The sequence below is a fragment of the Rhodoligotrophos appendicifer genome, assembly GCF_007474605.1.
In the GTDB taxonomy this organism is placed as follows: Bacteria; Pseudomonadota; Alphaproteobacteria; order Rhizobiales; family Im1; genus Rhodoligotrophos; species Rhodoligotrophos appendicifer.
The window spans coordinates 308,908-328,591 of the sequence record NZ_VHKL01000007.1; the positions used below are offsets into that span (position 1 = coordinate 308,908).

Annotated in this window: 17 protein-coding genes and 1 tRNA gene; 10 read left to right on the plus strand and 8 right to left on the minus strand. The window is 57.9% G+C overall.

The window, feature by feature from the left end; all coding sequences use genetic code 11:
- Positions 1 to 6: 6 nt before the first annotated feature.
- Positions 7 to 171: a hypothetical protein gene (locus tag FKM97_RS26750; protein ID WP_246105139.1), complete on the minus strand. Its 165-nt coding sequence runs from the start codon at positions 169 to 171 to the stop codon at positions 7 to 9.
- Here FKM97_RS26750 and FKM97_RS17175 point away from each other — a divergent pair.
- From FKM97_RS17175 to FKM97_RS17190, 4 genes are all read left to right on the plus strand, one after another.
- Positions 100 to 1,218: a bifunctional 2-C-methyl-D-erythritol 4-phosphate cytidylyltransferase/2-C-methyl-D-erythritol 2,4-cyclodiphosphate synthase gene (locus tag FKM97_RS17175; protein WP_246105137.1), complete on the plus strand. Its 1,119-nt coding sequence runs from the start codon at positions 100 to 102 to the stop codon at positions 1,216 to 1,218. The genes FKM97_RS26750 and FKM97_RS17175 overlap by 72 nt on opposite strands.
- A gap of 8 nt (positions 1,219 to 1,226) precedes the next feature.
- Complete coding sequence (locus FKM97_RS17180; RefSeq protein ID WP_144293652.1) at positions 1,227 to 1,736, plus strand: CinA family protein; 510 nt, start codon at positions 1,227 to 1,229, stop codon at positions 1,734 to 1,736.
- A gap of 155 nt (positions 1,737 to 1,891) precedes the next feature.
- On the plus strand, positions 1,892 to 4,915 hold the full coding sequence (locus FKM97_RS17185) for a peptidoglycan-binding domain-containing protein (RefSeq protein WP_144293653.1): 3,024 nt from the start codon (positions 1,892 to 1,894) through the stop codon (positions 4,913 to 4,915).
- Between the two features lie 220 nt (positions 4,916 to 5,135).
- Positions 5,136 to 5,780: a TetR family transcriptional regulator C-terminal domain-containing protein gene (locus FKM97_RS17190; protein ID WP_170240968.1), complete on the plus strand. Its 645-nt coding sequence runs from the start codon at positions 5,136 to 5,138 to the stop codon at positions 5,778 to 5,780.
- A gap of 53 nt (positions 5,781 to 5,833) precedes the next feature.
- Here the strand turns inward: FKM97_RS17190 and FKM97_RS17195 are convergent, their stop codons facing one another.
- The 3 genes from FKM97_RS17195 to FKM97_RS17205 all read right to left on the minus strand — a co-directional run bounded on the left by FKM97_RS17195 (position 5,834) and on the right by FKM97_RS17205 (position 10,628).
- Positions 5,834 to 6,214, minus strand: coding sequence for a hypothetical protein (locus FKM97_RS17195; protein WP_144293655.1), 381 nt, complete (start codon positions 6,212 to 6,214; stop codon positions 5,834 to 5,836).
- A gap of 93 nt (positions 6,215 to 6,307) precedes the next feature.
- On the minus strand, positions 6,308 to 9,415 hold the full coding sequence (locus FKM97_RS17200; protein ID WP_144293656.1) for a multidrug efflux RND transporter permease subunit: 3,108 nt from the start codon (positions 9,413 to 9,415) through the stop codon (positions 6,308 to 6,310).
- A 1-nt stretch (position 9,416) separates the two neighbouring features.
- A complete protein-coding gene (locus FKM97_RS17205; RefSeq protein WP_144293657.1) occupies positions 9,417 to 10,628 on the minus strand; it encodes an efflux RND transporter periplasmic adaptor subunit in 1,212 nt (403 codons plus the stop codon).
- A 324-nt stretch (positions 10,629 to 10,952) separates the two neighbouring features.
- On the opposite strand from FKM97_RS17205, the gene FKM97_RS17210 reads away from it, so the two are divergent.
- The 4 genes from FKM97_RS17210 to FKM97_RS17225 are packed head-to-tail and all read left to right on the plus strand — an operon-like array spanning position 10,953 to position 14,761.
- Positions 10,953 to 11,741 carry an ABC transporter ATP-binding protein gene (locus FKM97_RS17210; protein WP_144293658.1) on the plus strand — a complete coding sequence of 263 codons (789 nt, stop codon included), beginning with the start codon at positions 10,953 to 10,955 and terminating at the stop codon, positions 11,739 to 11,741.
- Complete coding sequence (locus tag FKM97_RS17215) at positions 11,738 to 12,442, plus strand: ABC transporter ATP-binding protein (RefSeq protein WP_144293659.1); 705 nt, start codon at positions 11,738 to 11,740, stop codon at positions 12,440 to 12,442. The genes FKM97_RS17210 and FKM97_RS17215 overlap by 4 nt, the downstream gene beginning before the upstream one ends.
- A 46-nt stretch (positions 12,443 to 12,488) precedes the next feature.
- Positions 12,489 to 13,490, plus strand: a complete 1,002-nt coding sequence (locus tag FKM97_RS17220) for a branched-chain amino acid ABC transporter permease (protein ID WP_144293660.1) — start codon at positions 12,489 to 12,491, stop codon at positions 13,488 to 13,490.
- Complete coding sequence (locus tag FKM97_RS17225) at positions 13,487 to 14,761, plus strand: branched-chain amino acid ABC transporter permease (RefSeq protein ID WP_144293661.1); 1,275 nt, start codon at positions 13,487 to 13,489, stop codon at positions 14,759 to 14,761. The genes FKM97_RS17220 and FKM97_RS17225 overlap by 4 nt, the downstream gene beginning before the upstream one ends.
- 39 nt (positions 14,762 to 14,800) lie before the next feature.
- Here the strand turns inward: FKM97_RS17225 and glmS are convergent, their stop codons facing one another.
- Both glmS and glmU read right to left on the minus strand, forming a co-directional pair.
- Entirely contained in the window at positions 14,801 to 16,627 is a 1,827-nt protein-coding gene (glmS, locus tag FKM97_RS17230; RefSeq protein WP_144293662.1) for a glutamine--fructose-6-phosphate transaminase (isomerizing), read from the minus strand.
- 11 nt (positions 16,628 to 16,638) lie between these two features.
- Complete coding sequence (gene glmU / locus FKM97_RS17235) at positions 16,639 to 18,012, minus strand: bifunctional UDP-N-acetylglucosamine diphosphorylase/glucosamine-1-phosphate N-acetyltransferase GlmU (RefSeq protein ID WP_144293663.1); 1,374 nt, start codon at positions 18,010 to 18,012, stop codon at positions 16,639 to 16,641.
- A gap of 240 nt (positions 18,013 to 18,252) precedes the next feature.
- Here glmU and FKM97_RS17240 point away from each other — a divergent pair, with 240 nt between their 5' ends.
- A complete protein-coding gene (locus tag FKM97_RS17240; protein WP_170240969.1) occupies positions 18,253 to 18,804 on the plus strand; it encodes an SPOR domain-containing protein in 552 nt (183 codons plus the stop codon).
- Positions 18,805 to 18,897: 93 nt separating this feature from the next.
- Positions 18,898 to 18,973, plus strand: a tRNA-Lys gene (locus tag FKM97_RS17245).
- A gap of 88 nt (positions 18,974 to 19,061) precedes the next feature.
- Here FKM97_RS17245 and FKM97_RS27240 read toward each other — a convergent pair.
- Both FKM97_RS27240 and FKM97_RS17255 read right to left on the minus strand, forming a co-directional pair.
- Entirely contained in the window at positions 19,062 to 19,232 is a 171-nt protein-coding gene (locus tag FKM97_RS27240) for a GcrA family cell cycle regulator (protein ID WP_144293665.1), read from the minus strand.
- A gap of 23 nt (positions 19,233 to 19,255) precedes the next feature.
- On the minus strand, positions 19,256 to 19,609 hold the full coding sequence (locus FKM97_RS17255) for a hypothetical protein (protein ID WP_144293666.1): 354 nt from the start codon (positions 19,607 to 19,609) through the stop codon (positions 19,256 to 19,258).
- Positions 19,610 to 19,684 lie beyond the last annotated feature (75 nt).

A 19,684-nucleotide genomic window follows, 5' to 3' on the forward strand; every position in this document is an offset into this window, starting at 1 on the left:
CGCCCGCTAAGCCGCTACCAAACGAACAAGGCATCCGATCTCATGCTCAATCACGCCCTCATTGTCGCCGCAGGCGCGGGTCTTCGCGCCGGAGGTCCGTTGCCCAAACAGTTTCAGCAGATCGGCGACCTCGCGGTGCTGCACCGGACAGTTCGCGTCTTTCTCGATCATCCTCAAATCGACAAGGTACATATCGTAATCGGACCAGATCACGGCGCAGTCTGTTCAGAAATTCTTCGGTCCCTTGATGTCCAGCCCTTCATTATAGGATCAGTCACCCGTCAGAGATCTGTTCATAATGGTTTGCAGGCTATCCGGGAGTTGCAGCCTCGCAATGTCCTCATCCATGATGGGGCTCGTCCCTTTGTCAGCGCCGACCTGATTTCCAAAGTCATTGACGCTCTCGAGCACAACGACGCCGCCATCCCGGCCATGCGAATCGCAGAGACTGTGAAATTGGTGCATGATGGGCGTGTTGCCGACACCATTGACCGAACGGCCCTATGGACCGCCCAGACGCCTCAGGGATTTCGTTTCGAGGCGATCCTGGATGTTCATCAGAAAACCACCACATCGGGCAGAAATGATTTTACGGACGATGCATCAATGGCGGAGTGGGCGGGACTTAGTGTGATGGTCGTCGATGGTGAACGGACCAATGTGAAGCTGACGACGGCGGAAGATTTGGCAGACGCCGATCGCCGCCTGCGGATGGAGAGTTGGCTCGCACAGGGAGACATACGGGTCGGGCAAGGCTTTGACGTGCACCAGTTCGGCGCAGGCAATCACGTTACGCTGTGCGGCGTTCGGATTCCGCACGATAGCGGTCTCGTGGGCCATTCCGATGCCGACGTCGCACTGCATGCCCTAACGGATGCCATTTTCGGAGCATTGGGCGAAGGCGACATCGGGGTGCATTTCCCTCCGAGCGATCCACAATGGAAAGGTGCGTCTTCCGCCCTATTCCTGCAGGCGGCGGCCGGCAAGGTCGCAGAGCGTGGCGGTGTCATTGCTCATTGCGATATCACGATGGTCGCCGAAGCCCCGCGCATCAAACCCTATGTCCATGCGATGAAGGAGAGGCTGGGAGAACTGCTCGGCCTGACCCACGATCGACTTGCAATTAAAGCGACCACCAATGAGGAAATGGGATTTATCGGCCGTCGAGAGGGTATGGTTGCTTACGCAACGGCTACGCTTCGGCTGCCCTTCCGCTGAGACGTGACATGTTCGAAGACTCAATCCTCAGGCAAGCACGGGTGCTGCTAGAAGCCTGCGAAGGTGCACGGTGCAAGATCGCGACGGCAGAATCTTGCACCGGTGGTTTGATCGCGGCATGCCTGACTGAAATTCCTGGTTCATCCCGCACCTTTGAACGTGGGTTCGTCACATATTCCAACGACGCGAAATCTTCTCTGTTGGGAGTGCCGTTCGACCTCATCGTCCTTCACGGGGCGGTTAGCGAGCCGGTTGCACGGAGCATGGCGGAGGGAGCCTTAAGTCACTCGCTGGCGGATATTGCAGTCAGTGTAACCGGCGTTGCAGGACCCGAAGGGGGGAGTGAGGACAAGCCTGTGGGGCTCGTCCATCTGGCCTGTGCCCGACGCGATAATCCGACTTTGCATCGCCGCATGCTCTTTGGCCCCCAAGGGCGGCAACGGATCCGTATGCTCAGTGTGCAGGCAGCGTTGACGCTTATCGAAGAGCAGCTGCAAAGCGGTATCCTAAGAGCGTGAACAAAGACGCCGGCCTCTCTTGTGAATGACGACTTCTTGAGGGCTCCGTGCGCGCCTGAATTTGGCCTTGCTCTGTGTGCTTAACAGTTAGATAGGAGATCGCTGGAACAGTTCCGGTGATTGTATCGTGTTTGTTGCTTGAGGACGTGGCATCAATGTCTGCACCTGACCGTGCCGGAGTCGGTTGGCTGCATCAGCTCATCCGCACCGCCTGCTTTTTTCTCGCGATTTCCCTCTCTTTTCCCAGCCTCGCTCAGGATGGTCGAGCACCGTTGACTTCGGCGGGAACCCTGGCGATCACCGGGTTCTCGGGGACATCGGCGGAACGAGGTGGCTTCTTAAGCGACGCACCCGGTCTCGACGAGACAATGATCGATCTCAATGGTGGATCGCTTAAGGTTTTCGATATTTCTGCAGCGCAGGGGAAACCCGATGCGCAAATGTTCGATCGTCCTCCACTGCTGTCGATTTCGGCCAGAGACATCGGGCAGGTCTTCGGATTGGCACTTGATGATGCTGAGGCCCCTAACATCTATGCAACTGCGACGTCGGCGTTTGGGCTCCAAATTGTGCATCCGGACAAGGGCGGCAAAATTGCACGCATCAAGACGGGCGAGCCGGGTGCCATCTGGATGCCCGGGCAGTTCGGCCAAGGGGGCGGGCCCGGAAGCGTTTGGCGCATCGATGGCCGAACGGGACAGGTGACACTGTTCACAACGATCGGCCAGAGCGACCGAGGCAATAGCGGGCCAGGGCTCGGGAACATTTCTTTCGACAAGACGCACCAGCAGTTCTTTGTCTCAGACCTCGATACGGGTCTGATTCACCGCCTGGACATCTCTGGAAAAGATCTCGGCAGCTTCGATCACGGGACGAAGGGGAGAGAGGCAGCAAGGCTGGCTCCCGTCGTCGATGATAGCGTTGCGGCAGATATTGCCGCTGCGACCTTCGATGCAGAGGATCCCGACAGTTGGGGATTCACAGCACCGGGACGTCGAGTTTGGGGGCTGACCTACCACCAGAAACGGCTCTATTATGCCGTCTGGGAGGGGCCTCAGGTCTGGTCCGTCGGTATTGACGAGAATGGCGACTTCACCCAGGACATCAGGCACGAGTTCGACGTTAAATCCACTCCCAAGACCTACCCTATTTCCGACCTCGCCTTTGACGGGGAAGGCCGGCTGTACGTGGCGCAGAGAGGAGAGATTCGCTCTCGATATGATTATGGAACGTTCGCCTTACCGCGAAAGTCCCAAGTTCTTCGCTTCAGCCGCGATGGCGCCGAGGGTCCTTGGAGGACAGAGCCAGAAGCATTCGCCATCGGTTTTCCCGCAACTCATCAGAATGCCGCCGGCGGCATTAGCCTCGGCTATGGATATGACGATCAGGGAAAACTCAACACCAAGGAGTGCTGGGGGACAATTTGGGCCACGGGCGACAGTTTGCGGCAAAGTGGAAGTGAGCAAGAACGGCTAGCCAAGAATGGTCCGGCGGTCGTTCACGGTGCACAGGGCTTCTCCGCGTCACTAGAAGGCAATGAAAGCGTCCCTCCCTTCAAAAGCTATTTTCTTGATTTTGATGGTCGGTTCGATGATCCCAACAGGGCGGGCCACGTCGGTGACGTGGCGGCAGTCCAATTGTGCGGCAGCACCGAGGATGGTCTGGTCGTCTCTGACAACGGCGAATCTCCGGAAACGCCCGCGGCTCCCGTCAGTGGCCCGACGGATCCTGAGGCTTCGAGGAGGGCATCCGCCCCCCTGGTGGATCAATACGGCAATCCAGTCGGCAAACCAACGACTCAAGAGCCTGCGCAAAGCGCGGCACCGGCAGTCGCCAGCAAGGCTGAGCCCAGCCCCGGCCAGACGCCAAATGCGCCTCCGCAACGCGCTCTAACGTCGCCACCTCCGACACCGCGCTCTGTTGAGTTGGCGCCCCCTTTCGATCTCAGCCTCTCCGTGCGCGCCGGCCTTGAGCGCTGTGCAAGTGAGTTTGGCTGCCCATTCAGCATCATTATTGCCAATAATGGTCCCGGGCCCTATCGGGGGCCGCTCGCGATTGCCGAAGAGGTCGATACGGCAGTGGCCACGCTTGCCGACTGGTCACCCCGAAAGTGGTCCTGTAATCGCCGAGAAACGACATTCCTCTGCACACATCCGGAGATCACAATCGAACCCGGCGGCATGGTAACACTGCGGCTCGAATTCGTGCCCTGGCGGGTACCCGCCAGGCTTCTTCAGAATTGTGCTCGCTTGGCCTGGGAAGATGGAATGTTCCATGGCCGGACCACACTTGTGCAGCAGAATCTTACAATGCTCGGGTATGAGCCGGGGGCGGCAGATGGTCTAGATGGATCCCGCACCCAACAGGCGGTCGGAGCCTATCGCGCAGACAGAAAGATGTCCGGCACGGGTTCAATCGGACCCGATCTGTTGAAGGAGATGTATGGGCGCTGGGGCACCGGAGACCTCAATGGAGCCGGCGACCGGGACTGCGCCAGCGTGGATCTACGCCGGCAAAATCGTAACGTTTCAGTTGCCCCTCGGTGCGACGAAACATCCGTCCTCATCAAGGGTCGGTGTGTCAGCCAACAGGCCCTATGCGGCGGAGGACGGAACTTCCAGGCTGCAGGCAATCTCTGCTCCTGTCCGAGCCAAAGTCCGCTTTGGGATGTCCGGAACGGACAATGCATTTCGTATGAATCACCTAAACGCACATCGATCGCTATTGGAGAGCCGGCTGAGACAGACCCTGCCGATGCTACCGACCTGAGACGCGAAGACGATGCAGCCGATCAGGCCGGTAAGGATGCACCGCAGACAACCCCTCGAAACGTGGCTCGCCCCCGGGTTGCGCCGACCTCCAAAGATGAGGTCTTACCAGCGGAGAATCATCCGGCTGAGGTGACACTCCCAGATACCGCCGTAGCCCCGGGGGACGGCGAGCAGATCCCCTGCCCCGGGGACCAAGGCTGGAATGTAACGGCGAAGCAATGCACATGTCCCCAGGACAAGCCGATCTGGGATAAGACGCTTACGCGATGTGTGTCCGCCGGAGTTGAGCCACCCAAGCCGCAAATACAAGTCTGCAGCGGGAATCGGGTCTGGAGCGATGAGAAAACCACCTGCGTATGCCCGCCCGATAAACCTTCCTGGAACGCGGCCGACCAAAGCTGCTCTTAATTTGCTTTGCCGAAGCACGCGATCGGGCGTTGACGCGCTCCCGCTTCGTATCGAAGGCCGACCGTTCTGGATAGGCGAGAAGCTACCGGAAACAAGTCCTGACGCCGTCCTCATTATAATCTTAGATTGATATTCAACTTAAACTACACCAATGGTTGCATTCTTCGGGCGAGTCATTGATGCTGCGTGCATTGATGATTCATTGAACCGGAGATTGCAGATGCGCTATATCGGCGCGGGGCCGGGGGGGCCCAGCACACGTCGCACCTATTCGCGGGAAGATCCGCAGGTGCGGCGGCAGGAATTAATCGAAGCGACCTTCCGTTGTTTGGGGAAACATGGCCATGCTCGGACGAGCGTGAGAGTCATTGCGGCCGAGGCAGGCGTTTCGCCGGGGCTGATCCGCCATCATTTTGGTGAGAAGAAGCAGCTGATCTCCGCAACCTATCGGTATGCTTCGGACCTGCTATTCAATCACATCAAGAATGCGGTTGACGCAGTCGATGGTGACGATTGGGCAAAACTCACCACGTTCATCGAGGCCGGTTTCACCCCACCGATCCTCAGCAAGGACTATATCACGGTCCGGTTCGTCCTGTGGGGGGTGGCCATGACAGATGCCGTCATTCGCCAGGTCCACAGCGAGGTCAATCAGAGATACAGGCGGCTCATGTCACGTCTCCTTACGGATGTCGTGGGACCCCGTATGACGGACCAAGAGGTCAAGAACGTCACGGCCGCCCTCGCAGCATTGCAAAACGGACTCTGGCTGGACTGGTGCCTCAATCCGCGGCAGGCGACTCCCGCCGATCTCCGAGAGACCGCGTTGCAACTCGTGCGACAGCATGTGACGGTTGCTCATTAGGCGGGTTTGTTGCGTAGCGTGAAGCGTCGTGGTGTCCAGGGTTTTCCAGGGCATCAAGTACAGCGAAGGCGACCGGTCCAAGTCCCTCTCCCATTGAGGGTTCCCTCGGTCCCCACAGTCTTGGCCTTGGTCGAACCATAACAAGCGTAATGCGTAAGAGTGGAACTCGCTACCCGTGCCGCGTCCTCGAGGTCTGCGGGCCGCTTCCGCAAGGGCCTTGAGGCACGCCGCACGGCCACGTCATAGGCTTGCTCACTGGAGCGATAGTCGAAGGTCACAAAGAATTTTTCATCATTGAAGATGACCGGCTCGTTTCGATTTTTTGCAATGAGCACGGGTTGCGGCGCGACAACCGTCACCTCCGGTTTCTTCGAACAGGCAGGCGCGAGACAGATCGCTCCCACAACGAGGCCCACGACAACGCGGAAACTCATGATTATCCCCTTACCGCCCCGACTCTTCAGCCTGCTTCTGTTTCATAGGCCATTGCAGGTAAACGCAAGCTGAAGGGTGAACGGTCTCGAGGCTTAGGCATGAGAAGGAGGTGAGTCAGGAACTGGGCTGGAGAATCCTTCCCGCTGGCGAGCAAGGTCACGTGCAGCCCGATGATCGCGAGCGATATAAGTGTAGATCGCCGGAGTTACAAATAACGTGAAGAGAGTGCCAATGGTCATGCCGGCAGCGATGACAAGGCCGATATCGAAGCGGCTGCGGGCACCTGCACCCTCGGCGATCAGCAATGGCACCATGGCGACCACCATGGCGGCGGTCGTCATGAGGATGGGTCGCAAACGTACAGCGGCAGCGTGCAGTATGGCCTCACGCTTGGACAACCCCTCCTCCTCCTGCAGCCGATTGGCAAACTCCACCATCAAGATGCCGTGTTTCGAGATCAGGCCAATAAGGGTCACCAAGCCTATCTGCGTATAGATATTGATGCTGGTCAGCTGCGGTATCATGGCGATTGGCAGCAAAGCACCGAACATTGAGGTGGGCAGGGCGATCAGGATGATCAGCGGGTCACGAAAGCTCTCAAATTGCGCGGCCAATACCAAGAAGATCACGATCAGCGCAAAGATAAAGGTGTAGACGAGGGTGTTGCCCTCTTGAATGTATTGTCGGCTCTCGCCCGCGTAGTCGTAAGTGTATCCTTCGGGAAAAATCTCCTCAGCCCTGTCTTGCAGGAATGCCAAAACGTCACCCTGGGTCTGCCCGGGAAACGGCACTCCGGACAAGGTCGCTGAATTGAGCTGTTGGAACGTCGTCAAGGCATTTGGCTGCACCGACTTGGTGATAGTCGCTATGGTCGACAGGGGGACCATGGTGCCAGACGCCGTGCGCACTTCGTAGCGCTTGAGCCAATCGGCAGTCAGCCGGAACTCACGGGGAACCTGAGGGATCACCTCGTATGAACGGCCGCTCAAATTGAAGCGATTTACGTAATTCCCCCCCAGCATCGTCGCGAGACCCGCTCCGATCTCGCGCATGTTGATGCCCAGCCGATTGGCCTTATCGTGGTCGATCTGAAGCTCGACCTGCGGCAGGGCGAAGCGTAGATCGATGTCCGTAAACAGAAATAAGCCGCTTTCGTTGGCGGCGGTTTGCAATTGCTGGGCAACTTCTGCCAATTGCTGATAATCGCCGGTCGTGGTGATGACGAATTGCAGCGGCGCGCCGCCAGTGGAACCTGGCAAGGCCGGCGGGGAAATGGCCAGGGCCTGAACCCCCGGGATGGCGGCGATCTTCCCCTGCAACTCCTGCAGGATCTGTGCGACGGAGCGCGTGCGCTCGCTCCAGGGCTTGAGCAGCAATCCCCCTATGGCCTGCTGGACGCCCGCCGAACCATTGATCATAAAGTAGTTTGCATATTCCGGAACCGATTGAAACGCCTTGCCCATCTGCTCCGTGTAATGTTCGAGATAGTCGAGGTTGGCGTATTGAGGCGCTGAGATAATGCCGAAGATAAACCCCTGATCCTCATCAGGGGCGAGTTCCTTCTGCGACGTGGAATAGAGGATACCGCTCGCGATCACGACACCGACCAGCACCACGACCACCGCAGCCCTGGCGTTCAAAGCACCTTCAAGGCGGCGCTGATAGCGCACTTTGAGTCCTTCGAAAAATCGATCAAGAAACTTGGTGAACCGTGTTTCACCGGTCTTCGCATTGAGCAGCTTTGAACAAAGCATGGGCGAAAGGGTCAGGGCCACAATCCCCGAGACGATCACCGACCCGGCAAGGGCAAACGCGAATTCTCGGAACAGGGCTCCTGTTAGCCCAGTCGTGAAGCCGATCGGCGCATAGACCGCCGCGAGAGTTACGGTCATCGCGACGACCGGCAACGCAATCTCCCGCGCACCTTTGATTGAGGCGTCGTAAGGCGTCATGCCAGCTTCGATGTGCCGATAGATATTCTCCACCACGACAATCGCGTCGTCCACGACAAGGCCGATCGCCAGCACCAGGGCTAGCAAAGTGAGGAGGTTGATGGAATAACCAAGCGCGAGGAGGATCACCATCACCCCGATCAGGGAGAGCGGAATGGTGACGATCGGGATCAGTGTGGAACGTAGATTGCCCAGAAACAGAAAGATCACCACGACGACGATGACCGCCGCTTCGACGAGGGTTTTAATCACCTCCTCGATGGAAGCATCAATGAACGTCGTCGCATCGTAGGCGATCGATGCTTTCATTCCTTGTGGCAGCTCGGCCTGTATCCCAGGCAAAGCTTCCCTTACCGCCTGGATTACAGTCAAAGGATTCGCAGTCGGCGCTGCCTTGACGCCCATAAAGACGGCCTTCAGCCCTCCAAACACAGAACTCGTATCCGAATTCTGCGGCCCGAGCTCGATATCCGCGATGGTTCCGAGACGCACCAGGGCGTCGCCCTTCTGCTTGATAATCAACTGGGAGAAGGCGCTGGCACTTGCGAGGGAGGTGTCGGCGTTAATCGTTGTTTGGACGAAATCGCCTTTCACCTGACCCGCGGCGCTGGTGAAGTTGTTGGCAGCTAGTGCCGTGGCGACGTCGATAGGAGTCACACCAAGAGCGGCCATCCGGTCCGGCTTCAGCCACGCTCGCATCGCAAAGGTCTGGCCACCGAGAATCTCCGCATTGGACACTCCGTTGATGGTCTGCAGTTTCGGTTGCACAACGCGTGTGAGATAGTCGGTGATCTGTGACCCAGTCATCGCCTCGCTATTGAAGCCGATATACATCAGGGCAAAGGCGTCGCCGGTTTGCTTCACCACGATTGGATCGTTCGATTCCGCCGGGAGCTGACCTTTCACCTGATTGACCTTCGACAAGACGTCTGTTGCCGCGCGGTCAGGGTCAGCGTTCAAAAGCAAATTCAGCGTGACAGTCGAAATGTTCTGGCTCGACGACGAGACCAAAGTGTCGATGCCCTCGGTGCTGGCCACCGCCTGCTGAATGGGGGTGGTGATGAACCCCTTGATCAGGTCCGCGTTCGCGCCAGGATAGGTCGTGGTGATCGTGATCGTGGTGTTGGTCAGTTCCGGATATTGACGGATCTGCAGGCTGAACATCGCGCCGAGCCCAACGAGGAGGATCATCAGGCTGACGACAGTGGCCAGGACAGGCCTTTTGATGAAGATGTCGGTGAACGCCATGTCAGCCCCTCGGCCGCTCAGCCTGCGGCGATAAGGGATTATCGTTGTTGACTGCGGCCTTTATCCCATTTTGCAGCTTGTTCTGACCCGATGTGGCGACAAGTTCGCCTTCTTTGATGCCTTCCACGACCTGGATTCGATCCCCAATCGTGGCACCCGTTTTCACTGTACGTCTCTCGACCAAATACACATTGGGTGATGTCGGAGCAGGCGCGACTGCTTCCTGCGCTTGGGCGCTATCGACAACGCCTGATTTTTTCTCGGAGATGGGTTCGCCGTTCTTCTCTTTGGCTGCACTTTCAGGAACCAGGACATAGATGGTGTCGCCATAGAGACTGTAATTCACAGCCGTCCGGGGTACTGTCACAATGGTCTGCTCGTCGCCTGCGAGCACCGAAACATTGGCAAACATTCCGGGCACAAGAATCTTTTCGGGATTGGGTAGGCTCGCCCTAATCAACATGGTGCGCGTCTCAGCACTTACCCGGCTATCAATCGATTCAATCTGACCCGAGAACGTTCGGCTCGGAAATGCATCGAAGGTCACCTCGACTTCTTGACCAGGCTTAATGGCGGCAATGTCTTGCTCAGGAATGGGGAAGTCGACGTAAATCGGGTCAAGGGCATGCAAAGCGACAAAGGGCGTTCCAGGGCTCACATATTGACCAACGTCGACCAGCCGAAGGCCAAGGCGCCCCGAAAAAGGAGCTTTGATCAGCTTCTTGTCGATTGCGGCCTGGGTATGTTCGACATTGGCAGCGGCAGAATCGCGGGCCGCCAGAGCATCATCGAAGGCTGCCTTGGATGCAGTGCGGTTCAGGAACAGCTCGTTCTGGCGGTCAAAAGCAAATTGCGCCCCTTTAAGGCTGGCCAGGTTGTTCTTCAGATCCGCGCGCTCCAGGGAATCGTCGAGCTGCACAAGCGGTACTCCCTCCGCGACATCCTCGCCTGAGTTGAAATTGATTGAGGTGATCCGGCCGCTAACCTCGGAGGCAACCTCAATGCCCTTGGCTGCGCGCGTAGATCCTATCGCCTGAACCCGAGAGCGCCAATTTTCGGAACGGGCCGCCTCCGCTGAAACCGTGACGGTCGGCCTCGGTGCCGCAGCGATGAACTGCTTCACCAAATTGGGCTCGAATACCAGCTTGTAGTATCCAATGCCGCCCACTACAGCGACGACAAGGACGCTGACGATCAGAAAGCGTTTGATCATGTTCTGTTCCGCAATGGCCCTATTGACGCGCCAGAAGACTCTCGACAGGAGCGGAGCGGTCTCGGATTGCCGCGCCACCTCTACCAGCGCCGGGAGGAAGGTCAAGCCACCCAGGATTGCAATTTTTGCTTGCACATATTAAAGCGCAGGCGGCGCCGCTAGCCCAACGAATATGTCTCGTCAGGGCTTATGAGGCATAGCTGAAGCAGAAAAATGGCAGACAATTTAATTAGGGCAAGCCAAAGTCGTATGGGGCCATATGTCTTAAGGACCGTGGGAGGTGCGTCTCGCGGACAAGAGCTAGAGCGCGAGTACAGGGCAAGAATGAACGCAATTATCGAAGTGACTGACGTCACGAAGCGCTTTGCGAGTTTGGTCGCCGTGGATCACTGCACATTGCGGGTGGAGCAAGGGTCCATTACGGGTCTCATCGGTCCCAACGGTGCAGGAAAGTCCACACTGTTCAATATTATCGCGGGCGCTCTTGCACCCGAAAGCGGTACCGTCAAGCTCGCCGGACGTGATGTGACGGGCTGGTCGCCGCATGATTTGTTCACTGCCGGTCTGGTTCGGACGTTTCAAATCCCTCACGAATTCTCACATATGACGACCTTCGAAAACCTGATGATGGTGCCCTCCGGCCAAGCGGGGGAAAACCTGTGGTCGGCTTGGTTTCGGCCCGGAACAGTTCGTTACCAGGAGATGCAGAGCCGGAAGCGCGTGGAGGAGGTGCTCGCCTTTCTCAAGCTCGCACATGTGAAAAACGAGCTGGCGGGAAACCTCTCCGGTGGTCAAAAAAAGCTGCTCGAGCTTGGCCGGACCATGATGACTGAGGCCCGCGTCGTCCTGCTGGACGAAATCGCCGCAGGTGTCAATCGAACGCTGCTCCAGGATCTTGCCGCCAATATTCAGAGACTTAATCGGGAGCTCGGCTACACCTTTCTTGTCATAGAGCACGACATGGACCTGATCGCTCGCCTATGCAATCCGGTGATTGTGATGGCGCAGGGAAGCGTAATGACCGAAGGCCCCATCGAACAAATCCAGGCCGATCCGCGTGTCATCGAAGCCTATTTCGGCGGCGCACCGAAGCGCGAGAGACATGTGGCATGAGCCTGATTGAGGCGACCGGTCTGCATGCCGGGTATGGCGGCATGAACATCCTCAACGGCGTGTCGATCGATATCGAAGCCCATGAGATTGGAGTCATCGTCGGCCCCAACGGTGCTGGAAAGTCGACGACATTGAAGGCCCTGTTCGGACTGCTTTCCGTCACCGAAGGGACAGTGCGGTTCAACGGGCGCGACATCACGAATGCCCAGGCAGATCGTCTGGTGCCCTTGGGAATGTCTTACGTGCCGCAGGAGAACAACGTTTTCGTGACCCTCACCGTCGAGGAGAATCTCGAAATGGGCGCGTTCATCAGGCGCGATAAGTTCCGACACCTCATCGACTATGTGTATGAGATCTTCGAGCCGTTGAAGGCTAAACGCCGTCAGCCGGCTGGGGAGTTGTCTGGCGGTCAGCGTCAGATGGTGGCGATCGGTAGGGCGTTAATGACGGAGCCCAAGCTGCTGCTCCTTGATGAGCCGACGGCTGGCTTGTCGCCCCTCTACATGTCCGAGATCTTTGATCGGATCATTGCGATCAATGGTCAGGGGGTAGGCGTGCTCATGGTGGAGCAGAACGCCAAGCAAGCCCTCGCATTGGCGCATAAAGGGTTCGTGCTGGCGGGCGGCCAGAACCGTTTCACGGATACGGGGCCAAACCTGCTTTCCGATCCCGACGTCGCCAAAAGTTTTCTCGGAGGTTGATGATGAAATTGCGTCGACTTTTCCCACAACACAAGTGGCGGCAGCCGTGAACGAACTCGCATTCTTCATCAACAAGGTGCTGGTCGCGGGCACGATCATCGGGTCGATTTACGCACTGGGAGCGATTGGCGTCACCCTGGTCTATTCAATTTTACGCTTTGCGCATTTCGCGCATGGCGACATGATGACCGCGGGGGCCTTTATCAGTTTCCTGGTCTCTCTGTTCCTCGCCACGGTCGGCTTTAATCCACCAGTGCTCGCAGTCTATCTTGCGCTGCCGATCGCCATGGTGGCCACGGCGGTGTTGGCTATCCTACTTGATCGCGGTTTCTATAAACCGCTACGAGATGCGGGTGCCAAGCCCGTGGTATTGGTGATGGCGTCCATCGGTGTAATGCTGATGATGCAGGGCCTCATCCGCGTCTTCGGTGGCACCCAGTCGCGCGACATGTACATTACCGGTCGAAAGGAGGTCTATCAGATTCCCCTCCCCCTGGGCCCCGGCCGCAACCTCATCATTACCGAGCCTCAGCTCTTCCTGATCCTGTTCACCATTATCGCCGTGATCGCATTGCATCTGTTTCTGACCCGTGCGCGGCTCGGCAAAGCCATGCGTGCGATGTCCGATAATCTCATGTTGGCTAAGGTTTCCGGCATCGACACGGAGCGCGTGGTCTGGGCCACATGGGCGATCGGCGGCGGCCTTGCCGCTCTTGCCGGCACCATGCTGGCCCTGGACGTGACGCTCAAACCGGATTTGTCCTTCAACATTCTCCTGCCGATTTTCGCAGCAGCGATCGTTGGGGGCATTGGTCAACCCTATGGCGCAATCCTCGGAGGCTTCGTCGTCGGCTTTGCAGAGACCCTTGCAGTCTTCAACTGGGCAATCCTGCTGAGACCGTTCCGGGAGACCTGGATTGGCGCTCTGGACCTGCCGACGCAGATCGCGTTGGTGCCCACGGAGTACAAATTGATCGTGCCGTTCGTCATCCTCGTCATGATTCTGATCTCAAGGCCTACGGGAATCATGAAGGGGAGAGTGCTATGAGAATTATCCCCAGCGCCTCGCGAAATATCATTCTGTTGTCTCTGCTGGGATTGATGCTGGCGGGGGTCTGGATGGCGCTGGGCGTCGCCTTCACGCTTCGCATGTTGGTCGAGGCCAGTTGCTATGCGCTGTTGGCATTAGGCCTCACCATTCAGTGGGGCTATGCAGGACTCTTCAATGCGGGTGTGATGGGTTTCGTCGCGCTCGGTGGTTTTATGACCGTGTTCCTATCCTTTCCGCGCAACGAGGTCTTTTGGAACAGCGTTCTCGCGGGCAAGCTCGGCACGGTATTGCTCACGGCCATAGCGGGTGTCGTCCTCGTCTTTGCCGCGAGCAAGCTGCATCGGATCGGCGCCTCGAAAGGCTTTCGCACCTTCGTGACGCTGGTGGTCCTTGCCCTTGCCTATCTCGCTGTGATGCGGGGCTTGGAGCCAGTCATCGCCGACATCGAAGCGGGACCTGGGTGGATCGGCGGCTTCGGACTTCCGGTCGCTGTCGGCTGGATCGGGGGTGGGGCAGCAGCAGGGCTCGTGGGCTACTGGATCGGCAGGATCTGTCTGGGGCTACGGACAGACTATCTCGCTATCGCAACCCTCGGGATTGCCGAAATCATCAAGTCCCTGCTGAAAAATTCGGATTGGCTGACCCGAGGCACGCTCACCGTCTCGCCGCTTCCGTGGCCAGTTCCGACCCCCAATGAAATCGGCTTCGTCAGCGCTCGAGCAGCCTATCTCTGCGTGACCGCGGCCATCCTCGTGGTGGTATTCGCCTTGCTGCAGCGCGCCTATCACGCGCCCTGGGGACGGATGATGCGGGCCATCCGGGATAATGAAAAGGCGGCCTCGGCGATGGGTAAGGACGTAGACCGACGCCGTCTCCAGATCTTCACGCTCGGTTGCATCATCATGGGAGTGGGGGGAGCGGCCATGGCAAGCTTTGTCGGCATCTTCGATCCCGGGGGCTTCGTTCCCTTGAACCACACTTTCCTGATCTGGGTGATGGTCATTTTGGGCGGCGCCGGTAACAATTTCGGAGCGATCTTCGGTGCCTTGTTCGTTTACGTGATCTGGATGATGTCGGAGCCGTTGGCGCTGTTTCTTTTCGGTCTCGCCAGAGATCTGGGCCATGACTGGTTTGGGTGGGTTGCGCCTTCAGATCTCGATTCACGAGCGCTGCAAATGCGCGTCTTCGTGATTGGCCTAACCATCACGCTGGTCCTGCGCTTTGCCCCGAGAGGACTCATGCCGGAACCGGTGCGCCACGAAAGCTAAGCGAGGCAAGGTACGTCCGCCGGTCCCAATATCCGGCCGCTACTCCACGGTAACAGATTTGGCAAGGTTCCGCGGCTGATCCACATCAGTGCCCCTTTGCACAGCGGTATGATAGGCAAGGAGCTGTACAGGCAGTGTGTAGAGCAAAGGATTGATAAAAGGATTGGCCTTCGGGATCGTCAGGGTTTGGAAGGCAGCATGGCCGTTCGACTGGTGCCCGTCGGCATCGGTGATCAAAACGATCCGGCCTCCCCTAGCCGCGACCTCCTCCATGTTGGAAACGGTCTTGTCGAACAGCTCGTCATTCGGCGCAATGACAATCACCGGAACCTGTTCGTCGATCAGTGCAATTGGCCCATGTTTCAGCTCACCCGCTGCATAGCCCTCGGCATGGATGTAGGAAATCTCCTTCAGCTTCAACGCGCCTTCCATCGCAATGGGAAAGTTGATGCCTCGACCGAGAAAAAGCACATCGCGAGCGGTGACGATAGTCCGCGCAAGCGCCTCGATCTGGTCCTCCGCTTTCAGGATCTCCGCCATATGTCGCGGTACCTCGATCAGGGCGCCCACAAGCTCCTGTTCGCGCTCCTCCGAGATCGTGCCGCGAGCGCGTGCCGCGGCAATGGCGAGACAGGCAAGCACAGTCAGCTGGCAGGTAAAGGCTTTCGTCGAGGCGACGCCGATCTCGGGACCAGCAAAAGTCGGGATAACGAAATCGGCCTCTCGAGCGATCGTTGATTCAAGCACATTGACCACGGCGGCAGTATGTTGGCCGTTCTGCTTACAATAACGCAGTGCGGCCAGCGTGTCGGCCGTTTCGCCGGACTGGGAGATGACGATGGACAACCCGTTCTTAGGAAGGGGAGCCTCCCGATAGCGAAACTCCGAGGCGACGTCGACTTCCACCGGCAAGCGTGCGATTTTCTCGAACCAGTATTTCGCCGCAAGCCCCGCATAATAGGCGGTGCCGCAAGCAGAAATGGTAACGCGATCGAGTTTGGCAAAGTCCAGCTTTATGGCTTCAGGAAGAGCCACCCGCTGCTGCGCGAGATCGATGTACTCAGCCAGCGTATGCCCGATCACCTCGGGCTGCTCGGCAATTTCTTTCGCCATGAAATGGCGATGATTGCCCTTGTCAACCAAGAGGCCCGTGCTCTGGGTCTGCTTGATGTCCCGAGTGACGCCGACGCCATGTTCATCGAAGATCTGCACAGATGCCCGCGTCAGCACAGCCCAGTCGCCGTCCTCCAAATAGGTCACGCGGTTGGTGAAAGGGGCGAGCGCCAGGGCGTCGGAGCCAAGATACATCTCTCCCTTACCATAGCCGATGGCAAGGGGACTGCCGCGACGAGCTCCGATCATCAGATCCTGTTCGCCCGCAAATAAGATAACGAAAGCGAAGGCACCACGGAGTCTCTTCAATGTCTCGTAGACCGCCTCTGCCGGTTTCACCCCCCGATCGAGAGCGCGCGAAATCATGTGCGCGACGACTTCCGTGTCGGTTTGAGTTGAGAAGACGACTCCTTCCGCCTCGAGCTCAGCCTTCAACTCCCGGAAATTCTCGATGATGCCGTTGTGAACAATGGCGACACGCCCGACGGTATGGGGATGCGCATTGGTCTCATTGGGGGCGCCATGGGTTGCCCAGCGGGTGTGGCCCATACCTGTCGTGCCGAACAGGGGCTCAGCGGAAACCTTAGCCTGCAAATTGCGTAGCTTGCCCTCCGCGCGCTGGCGAAAAATGCCACCGTTTTCGAGCACGGCGATGCCGGCGGAATCATAGCCTCGATATTCGAGACGCTTCAGCGCATCGACCAGCAGCTGATTGACCGGATCACTACCGAGAATTCCGACGATTCCGCACATCTTCAAAAGCCTCACTTCGCTGCTGGTTTCGCCGTCTTCGCCGATTTCTTCTTGTCACGGAATGCAGTGGCCCAGCCGAGTTTCGAAACCTGCCGGCCGCGGCCAAGCGCGAGAGCATTCGCCGGGACATCCTCGGTAATGACGCTTCCAGTTCCCACATAGGCGCCATCGCCAATGCTCACCGGCGCCACCAAAGCCGAGTTTGAGCCGATAAACACGCCGGCGCCGATCTCGGTGGTGAATTTATCGAACCCGTCATAATTGCAGGTAATCGTGCCAGCGCCGATGTTCGATCCCGCACCGATGCGGGTATCTCCCACATAGGTCAGATGATTGATCTTGGCCCCTTGGGCGACGCGTGAATTTTTGATCTCGACGAAGTTTCCGACACGGGCCTTTTCTCCAAGATCCGTGCCTGGACGAAGCCGAGCGAACGGGCCAATGGCGGCCCCCTCCCCGACCACCGCACCCTCGATGTGAGAAAAGGAATGAATGACAGCTCGATCCCGCACTGTGACGCCGGGCCCGAAAACCACATGGGGCTCAACCAAGACATCCTGGCCGAGCTTGGTGTCCGTGCTAAAAAAAACTGTTTCCGGTGCCACCAGGGTTGCTCCCGCAATCATGGCTGCTTCCCGAAGACGAGCCTGGAGGATTGCTTCCGCGCGCGAAAGTTCAACGCGGTTGTTAATCCCCAGCACCTCCTCTTCAGCACAGATTTTTGCCTCCACAGACCAGCCCAGCGAGACGGCGAGTCCCACAGCATCGGTCAGATAATACTCACCTTTTGCATTATTCGTGCCTATCTGCGGCAACAGAGTCCGTAGCGCATCAGAGTCGAAAGCCATCACTCCGGAATTGCAAAGGGAGATCTGTTTTTCCTCCGGACTCGCATCCTTGTCTTCACGAATCGCCAGCACACGGCCATCGCTGCCTTGGAGGATGCGACCATAGCCGGCCGGATCGATCGCCTCAAAGCCGAGAACGACGAGTTTGGCTCCCTCCCTGATGGACATAGCCAACTCGTTGATCGTCTTGGCGCGGACCAGGGGAGTGTCACCAAACAGGACGATAACCGTGCCCTGCCCGTCACTCAAAGCGCTTAGTCCGATAGAAGCCGCATGAGCCGTTCCCAACCGATCGCACTGGACTGCAACCCGACACGGGACGCCCGCCAATCCAGCTTCTACAGCAACGTCATCCATCTCTGGTCCGACCACCAGCGCGGCCTGTGTCGCCCCGGCCGCAGCCACACTCGCCAAGACGTGCCCCACCAGGGGGCGACCAGCAATTCGGTGCATGACCTTCGGCAGGCCTGACCGCATTCGCGTACCCTTGCCGGCGGCGAGAACGATACAGGTGATGGGGAGCATAATGTGATCCATTCTGGAGAATTTGCTCCCTATACCATCCTCGCCCCATCTCGGGAAAGCACCCATGCCCAGATGCTCCGGATCGCGCGTCACGAGATTTTTTCGGGAGCGCTGCGAGTTTTCCACATTTATACAACTTTTACGTGTATTAAGTCATGGAAGGCATTCTGAACACGCAAAATTACAGCCAAGTTGATGTGGAACAGGCAGACGAAGATCACCGAAGCCAAGAACAAATCACAGCCGACCGCCATGCATCTCAAGCTCATTGGCACGATTGGATTGATAGCTGTGCTCGGGCAGATTCTTGCTGGCTTTGATCCCCTGAGCATTGACAACGCGTCGGCCACTCAAACGGAAACCCGTCAGATTATGGCAGATCCTCGCCTAAAGAAGCAGTCATTTCTTGGCGCATCGAAGCGGCTGAAGACTGAAACAAATCTGCCGCCCGCTTCGCACAAGACGATGGAGGCGGCCAAATCGGATCTGCTGATTCCCTCTTTCGGTGTCACATTAGGCCTCGTGAACTCGGAACAGGACGGCATCGAACTATGGCGACGGTCGCTGGACCGCGTCGATGGGTTTCGATCGGCCTTGCGGCTACGGCTCTACGAAGTTGCCAGAGCCGGCGACCGAACCGTGCTCGGTGTGGTCGTCGGTCCCTTTGATTCGGCCTCTCTGGCCGAGCGACTTTGCGCAAGTCTTTCGCTGAGAGAGATCAAATGCGGTGTGTCGGAATTCAGAGGCTTCACACCTCGAGCTGCGATTGGACCACCAATAGGAGCGGGTCCGGGTGGTCGATGACGCAAGACGTGAGGCGAGTTGGGTCCGCTCCTGTGTTTATACTTGACAATCATCGTCGTAAAATGATGCAAGTGCCCAACCCGCCATGGCAACGAGCCCGTAGCTCAGCCGGTAGAGCAACTGACTTTTAATCAGTAGGTCTTGGGTTCGAATCCCAACGGGCTCACCAAACTTCCAGCGAAAACAGTCACTTATGCTGGACGTTTGTCACAGTCGGCGGCAAAGCGGCGGAATTGTCGCGCATTTGTCACGCTGCTTTAAAACCTGCTGAGGCTTTCGCAAGCGAGGGCGCGATGCGCTTCGCAGTAGGGATTCGGTGAAACGCGGGGATGTCCGCAGAAGCCATGGCGGCCTTTCACTCCTTCCAGGTCGTCGATCACGGGCCAGCGGCAGCCGTTGTCGGGAAGTGTCAGGAGCGTGAAGGGCATCGGTCAGGCTCGCCCGCAGCTGCTCAGATGATCCGAGAAAGAAAAGTGAACGTGCGCTGTGCAGCCTGATTGACGGGCGCAGCGGACGTTCCCGAACGCACTTTAAGATAACGAATGACCGCCCAAGCCGAAGGCTCGAGACGGATGTACCGAGAGGCAGCTGCCATCACCGAAACTTCTGTGGCGTCAGCTTCGTAAAGATCGCCATAGGTGATCCCATCCGCCGAAACCTGAAACGTGAGCTCGGCAGCGGTCCACGCGGCCGGCATCATAACTCCCATGGGGCGGACCGGCCCGAAGTCGACGGCATCACTGAGTGATGCGCCGCTTGCGATCTGGACCCTGATCCGCGATGTAGCGCCGTCGCTCGTTGTCACAAGTTTGCCCTTCAAATTTGATCGCGCCAGATCATGGGATGCCGCGAAAGCTCGCGCGCCTCAGTTGGTTCCGCC